This is a genomic window from Vibrio sp. 10N.222.52.B7 (genome assembly GCF_041474275.1).
Taxonomy (GTDB): Bacteria; Pseudomonadota; Gammaproteobacteria; order Enterobacterales; family Vibrionaceae; genus Vibrio; species Vibrio crassostreae_C.
This window is the reverse complement of record NZ_JBFRTU010000017.1, coordinates 43,977-50,716: the sequence shown is the minus strand read 5'-3', so window position 1 is coordinate 50,716 and position 6,740 is coordinate 43,977. Positions and strand designations below refer to the sequence as shown.

The 6,740-nt window shown below is 45.5% G+C and carries 4 protein-coding genes; 3 read left to right on the top strand and 1 reads right to left on the bottom strand.

What is annotated here, in order from left to right:
- Nucleotides 1-159: 159 nt before the first annotated feature.
- The gene (locus AB4512_RS06915) at nt 160-2,136 is read right to left on the bottom strand and encodes a bifunctional 2',3'-cyclic-nucleotide 2'-phosphodiesterase/3'-nucleotidase (protein ID WP_017069395.1); all 1,977 of its coding nucleotides are present in this window, start codon (nt 2,134-2,136) and stop codon (nt 160-162) included.
- Nucleotides 2,137-2,550: 414 nt separating this feature from the next.
- Between AB4512_RS06915 and cysD the strand changes: the two genes are divergently transcribed.
- The 3 genes from cysD (at nt 2,551) to AB4512_RS06900 (ending at nt 6,734) form a co-directional block, all read left to right on the top strand.
- On the top strand, nt 2,551-3,495 hold the full coding sequence (cysD, locus tag AB4512_RS06910; protein WP_372174666.1) for a sulfate adenylyltransferase subunit CysD: 945 nt from the start codon (nt 2,551-2,553) through the stop codon (nt 3,493-3,495).
- Nucleotides 3,496-3,513: 18 nt separating this feature from the next.
- A complete protein-coding gene (gene cysN, locus AB4512_RS06905; protein ID WP_017063719.1) occupies nt 3,514-4,944 on the top strand; it encodes a sulfate adenylyltransferase subunit CysN in 1,431 nt (476 codons plus the stop codon).
- Between the two features lie 65 nt (nt 4,945-5,009).
- On the top strand, nt 5,010-6,734 hold the full coding sequence (locus AB4512_RS06900) for an SLC13 family permease (RefSeq protein ID WP_017067554.1): 1,725 nt from the start codon (nt 5,010-5,012) through the stop codon (nt 6,732-6,734).
- Nucleotides 6,735-6,740: the final 6 nt, after the last annotated feature.

Here is a 6,740-nt window from a genome sequence, read left to right as displayed (position 1 = left end):
TGCTGTTTTGAAGCTAAAGGCGTGGCATTTGGAAGCGGGTTGAACGAGAGTTTGTCGTTCGAAAATTAGAGCTTTGGAGTGAACATTTAGAAGAAAAGAAAAAGGCTGAGTCGTTAAACTCAGCCTTTCAGAACGTTAACTATGGATTACTTAAGCAATCTATTTAGTTAGGTCAATCTGGTAAACAGCGAAACCAACATCGTCAGTCGCAACACGTTTCATCGGGTATTGACCCTTCTCTTTAATGAACTCTGCTGCTTTGTCGCTTGGAGATGTTTCAAAGCGGATATCTAGCTTGTTATCTGTTTTGATTGGCGCAAATGACCAATTGTTATCCGCGCTTGGGCTCACTTGACCTTGCTCTTTGCTTACGCGAGAGATGTAGTTTGCAAGAACAGTACGGTTCTCATCTGGTGCATCAAATGCGATGAAGTCTTCACCTGTGCCTGGGAACTTAGCGCTGTATGCACGGTAGTTGTTGGTGGCGATCAGGAAGTCTTGCTTCATGTCGATTGGCTTACCTTGGTAAGTTAGGCCAACAATACGCTGTGAGTCAGGGTTAACGACTTTACAGTTTGCATCGTATTTAGCAGGTTGAGTTACGTCGATTTGGTAATCAACACCGTCGATAACATCGAAGTTGTAAGTACGGAAGTTATCCCACTCAATCAACTGTTGTGGTGCTGTGGAGTTAACATCCACTTGGTTGAACTGACCTGCAGAACACTCAAGCCACTCTTTTACTTCGTGACCTGTTACCTTCATCGCAACTAGCGTGTTCGGGTAAAGGTACAAGTCAGCTGCGTTACGGAATGTCAGTTGACCAGATTCAACCTCAGTGAAGTTCGCTGGGTCATTCTTACGGCCACCGGCCTTGAATGGTGCAGCTGCTGAAAGTACTGGCGTACCATCTAGGTCAGGGTCACCTTGGATGAACTGTTCAACGTAATCTTTCTGTGCAAGGTTAACGATTTGAACTGTTGGATCGTCTTGTACTAGAGACAAGAAGCTGTACATCACATCGTCTGCTTTACCAATCGGTTGGTTAACAAACTCACGAGTACCAGCGTGGTCTTTTTCTAGTGCTGTTACGATGCCTTCATCAGCTGCAGCAAGCGATTTCTTCTCTATTTTGTCGTAGATAGGGCGCGCTTCTGATTGGCCTTTAACCACTTCCCACTTACCGTCTTTTTGTGCAAGTGTTAGATCCATAACACCAACGTGGCTACCCCAACGACCAGGCATTACTGCCGCAACGCCGTTCATGGTGCCCGTTTCGTTGTCGATGCCTTGAATGTCATCAAAACCTTTACCTGGGAAAACTGCGTGAGAGTGGCCGAATGCGATCGCATCGATGCCGTCTACTTCAGATAGGTAGAACGTTGAGTTCTCTTCGCCATTTTTGTATGGGTCAGTTGATACGCCTGAGTGAGGGATAGCAACGATAACCTCTGCACCTTCCGCTTTCATTTGAGGCACTAACTCGTTAGCCGTCTCAATGATATCGCGAGCGATCACTTTGCCTTCTAGATTCTTCTTATCCCACGTCATGATTTGTGGTGGAACAAAACCGATGTAACCCACTTTTACTTCGTGCTCTACGCCAGCAGTATCTTCGAACGTGTGCGTCTTGATGATGTAAGGCGTGAAGTAGTGTTCTTTGGTTTCTGCGTCGTAAACGTTAGCACTGATGTAAGGGAAATCAGCGTCGTTGATCGATTCTTCTAGGAACTCAAGACCGTAGTTGAATTCGTGGTTACCTAGGTTTGCAGCGTCGTAGCTTAGTTGGTTCATAGCTTTGTATGCAGGGTGAACTTCGCCCGCTTCGATGCCTTTGTCTGCCATGTAGTCACCCATTGGGCTACCTTGCAGCAAGTCACCGTTATCAACTAATACGCTGTTGGTTACTTCGCTTTGAGCTTCTTTTACTAGAGTTGCAGTACGTGCTAAGCCAATTTTTTTCGATGGCTTGTCTTTGTAGTAGTCGTAATCCATTAGATTGGTATGGATATCCGTCGTTTCTACGACACGTAATTTAATCACTTCATCGGTATCTGGTGTTGTTGTGCAGCCTGCTAAAGTCAAACCAAGACCCGCAAGTACAGCCAATGACAAAGGTTTCATTGCAACTTTCATTTTGTAGCTCCAAAGTGGATAGTAGAAAATTCGTTGCGTAATGTAACAAAACCGAATGAAACAATGATTACAACGAATGTTAATTCGTGACTTAGATCGATTACTTTATGGTGTTCTGCAAGACGCCTCCCAAAGCTGCTCAATCCATGCGCAACTGATATCGATAATATTAGTTCATTCATTTCACCGGCTTATCGGTAAATTCAATCCCTTATCAGCTTTTCGAATAAAAAATGAAATTTTAGAATTTCCAGTAATATGAGGGGCTCGTCATAATGCCTATATCAAGGACGTATCAGGCAGATGAATAGCAAGGATAGCTCAAAACGAAGCTTCTGTTTTCTTCTAGTGCCAATACTCCCATTCACTCAAGTGGATGAGTTAAATCCCTTGCTTGGCAAGACCAAGTAATGAATTGCTCGTAACGCGAGCCTTAAAGGAAGCACTGAAATGGACCAAGAACGTTTAACCCACCTAAAACAGCTCGAAGCGGAAAGTATTCATATTATCCGTGAAGTAGCGGCTGAGTTTGATAACCCAGTGATGATGTACTCCATCGGAAAAGATTCTTCTGTGATGCTTCATTTAGCTCGCAAAGCGTTTTATCCAGGCAAGATTCCATTCCCACTATTGCATGTAGATACGGATTGGAAATTCCGCGAGATGATTGAGTTTCGTGATCGTACGGCTAAAAAGTACGGCTTCGACCTTTTAGTACATAAGAACCCAGAAGGTATTGAGATGGGTTGTAGCCCATTTGTACATGGTTCTTCGAAGCACACTGACATCATGAAAACACAGGGCCTTAAGCAGGCGTTAAACAAGTATGGGTTCGATGCGGCTTTTGGTGGTGCGCGTCGTGATGAAGAAAAATCTCGTGCGAAAGAACGTGTTTATTCTTTCCGTGATAAGAACCATACGTGGGATCCAAAAAACCAGCGTCCAGAGCTTTGGCACACCTACAACGGTCAGGTTAATAAGGGCGAAAGCATTCGTGTCTTCCCGCTATCTAATTGGACTGAGCTCGATATCTGGCAATACATCTATCTAGAGAGCATCGATATTGTTCCACTTTACCTTTCAGACAAACGCCCTGTAGTTGAGCGTGATGGCATGCTGATCATGGTTGATGATGACCGTATGGAGCTGCAAGAAGGTGAAGTGATTGAAGAGAAAAACGTTCGTTTTCGTACTTTAGGCTGTTACCCATTAACCGGAGCGGTTGAATCTGAGGCGAATACGCTAACGGGCATTATTGAAGAGATGCTGGTGGCGACGTCTAGTGAGCGTCAAGGTCGAGCGATTGACCATGATCAGTCGGGCTCTATGGAGCTGAAAAAGCGCCAAGGTTATTTCTAAGAATCTAAGGAAAGAAAAATGAATAGTGCAGTAGAAGCCGAATTGGCTGAACTAGGGATTGAAGGTTATCTAAGTCAGCATCAGCATAAATCTATGCTTAGATTTTTAACTTGTGGCTCGGTAGATGACGGTAAAAGTACGCTAATCGGTCGCTTACTCCATGATACAAAACAGATTTATGAAGATCAGCTAGCGGCGGTTCACTCGGATAGCCAACGAGTGGGAACGACAGGTGAGAAACCTGATTTGGCACTGCTTGTTGATGGTCTGCAGGCTGAGCGTGAGCAAGGGATCACGATCGATGTGGCTTACCGCTACTTCTCGACTCAAAAACGTAAGTTCATTATTGCTGATACTCCTGGGCATGAGCAGTATACGCGCAACATGGCAACAGGCGCTTCAACGTGTGATCTGGCGGTGATCTTGATTGATGCTCGTAAGGGCGTTCTGGATCAAACACGTCGTCACTCGTTTATCTCTAACCTGCTTGGTTTGAAGCATTTCATCGTTGCTGTAAACAAGATGGATCTTGTGGAGTATTCACAAGATCGTTTTGAAGAGATTCGCGATCAGTATCTAGAGTTTGCAGAAAACCTAGAAGGTGAAACCAATATTCAGATCTTGCCAGTATCGGCGCTTGAAGGCATCAACGTTGCTGCACCAAGTAAAGAGCTTGCATGGTTCGAAGGCCCATCTCTGCTAGAAGTGTTAGAGAACGTCGACATTGACCAAAAGCGTTCGGCAGGTGAATTCCGATTCCCAGTTCAGTACGTCAATCGTCCTAACTTAGACTTCCGCGGTTTTGCTGGCACCGTTGCCTCTGGCCGTGTCAGTGTCGGTGATGAAATCAAGGCGCTGCCGTCGGGTAAAACCTCTAAGGTTGCACGCATTGTAACTTTTGATGGTGATTTGGAGTCTGCGCAAGCGGGCTTGGCAGTAACACTGACCCTTGAAGATGAGATTGATATCAGTCGTGGTGATTTGATTGTGCTAGAAAACGCGCAGATTGAATCCACTAACCACGTATTGGCTGACATCGTGTGGATGACAGAGCAACCATTGCAACCGGGCAAAGCTTACGACATCAAGATCGCAGGCAAGAAAACCGTTGGTCAGGTTGAAACGGTTCGTCACCAATACGACATCAACAACCTATCGACTCACGCTGTCGATGAGTTGCCATTGAATGGCATTGGCTTGTGTGAATGGTCACTGAACGAGACTGTCGCGCTGGATAAATACCGTGAAAGTGCCGATACCGGTGGCTTCATCGTTATCGACCGACTAACCAACGTGACGGTTGGCGCGGGTTTGATTCGAGACCGTTTGGACTCTGTTGAACAGCAAGTCGGTAACTTCTCTGCATTTGAACTTGAGTTCAACGCATTGGTTCGCAAACATTTCCCTCATTGGGATGCCAAAGATCTAAGCCAACTACTGAAGTCATAAACGACCAAGTAACAGCTTATTGAATCAGGCGGAAACCGATCGTTTCCGCCATAAAGGACGAGTATATGTGGCAACAAGGATTTGTATTAGCGATTTTGCTCGGCATCATTACTTGCCTGCTCGTTACCCGTATTAAGCCAAGCTTTATCTTTGCTGGCGCGGCGTTTATTGCTTTTATGGCTGGCATGATCGACTTGTCGAGCTTGGCTAATAACTTCACTAACTCCTCGTTACTGACTTTAATTCTTCTGATCCTCGCATCAAGTGCGTTGGAGAAAACTCGCTTAATCAGCTGGGTTAGCCGCAATATCTCTGAAGGTAGGCTAGGTACCGTGGTTGCGAAGTTGGGTATTTCTACAGCGTTACTTTCTTCTTTTACTAATAACACCGCGGTGGTTGTTTCTTTGATCGGGGCGATCAAACGTAATCAACAGCACGCGCCGTCTAAGTTACTTATCCCTTTGTCATACGCTGCCATCTTAGGTGGCACCCTGACATTGATCGGCACCTCTACCAATTTGATCATCAATAGTTTTGTTGAAGATGCAGGTTTACCGAGCTTAAACTTTTTCACACCTACCTTGATCGGTTTAGCGGTTTTGGTCGGTGGGGTATTGATCCTTATTCCTCTTAGCTATTTTCTACCCAGCTACGATGATGGTTCTCAAGATGATCTGCCTTACTTTCTCGAGGCGCGAGTTGAGCCAGGTTCTCCATTAGTTGGCCGTAGCGTCAGTGAAAATAATCTTAGAGCTCTTAGAAAACTGTTCTTAGCCGAAGTGATTCGAGACGGTAAAACCACCGCGTCGATTGACCCTGATTTTATTCTTCAAGCTCGTGACCGATTGCTGTTTTGTGGTGATGTTGAGAGCGTGGCGACACTGCAAGAAATTCAAGGACTGACTCTGTTTGGTCAGCATCATTTGAATGGCCAGAGCTTTGTTGAAGTGGTGGTGAGTTCATCAGCAAGTTTTTGTAACAAAACCCTGAAAACTAGCCAGTTTAGAGACCGTTTCGATGCGGTTGTGGTTGCTATTCGTCGTGGCCATGAACGCCTAGAAGGTGGGCTAGGGAATATCACATTGACCGCTGGTGATACCTTGATTTTGGTTCCAGGTAAACGCTTTGAAGAACAGCGCCAACAACACAACAAAGAGTTTGTGTTGATGAATGACTTAGATTCGAGTGCCAAGCTTGATGCCGACAAATCGACGTTCGTGTTGCTCGGCTTTGCTAGCGTGATTGGTTTAGCCCTTATCGATGCAGTACCTATTATCAAAGGCTTAGCTGGTTTTCTACTGTTGCTGGTGGCATTTGGCGTGGTGCAACTGGGTGAGCTCCGCCGCCGTTTCCCAGTCGATATTGTGGTGATCGTGGGCTCTGCACTTTCTATTGCTCAACTGATGATTTCATCGGGTTTATCTGAGCGGATGGGGCTGATGTTTATGGAGGCGTTTAATGGCTGGGGCGTATTCGGTGCGTTAGTTGCTACCTACTTTATGACTTTGGTTTTGACAGAGCTGGTGACCAATAATGCGGCTGCAGCACTCTCATTTCCGATTGGCTACAGTATGGCAGTAGGTTATGGCGTTGACCCTATGCCGTTCATCATGGCGGTACTGTTTGGTGCCAGTGCCAGTTTTATCTCTCCATACGGCTACCAAACCAACTTACTTGTTTATAGCGTAGGTAATTACCATTTAACGGATTATCTGCGTATCGGCATTCCAATCTCGATTGTATATTCGGGCTTGGTGCTGACCCTAATTCCTTATTTTTTCCCATTTTAATGCTGT

Bases quoted from the DNA above. Each gene is read 5' to 3' on its own strand.
- AB4512_RS06915 (WP_017069395.1), bottom strand. From the start codon at position 2,136: ATGAAAGTTGCAATGAAACCTTTGTCATTGGCTGTACTTGCGGGTCTT.
- cysN (WP_017063719.1), top strand. From the start codon at position 3,514: ATGAATAGTGCAGTAGAAGCCGAATTGGCTGAACTAGGGATTGAAGGT.
- AB4512_RS06900 (WP_017067554.1), top strand. From the start codon at position 5,010: ATGTGGCAACAAGGATTTGTATTAGCGATTTTGCTCGGCATCATTACT.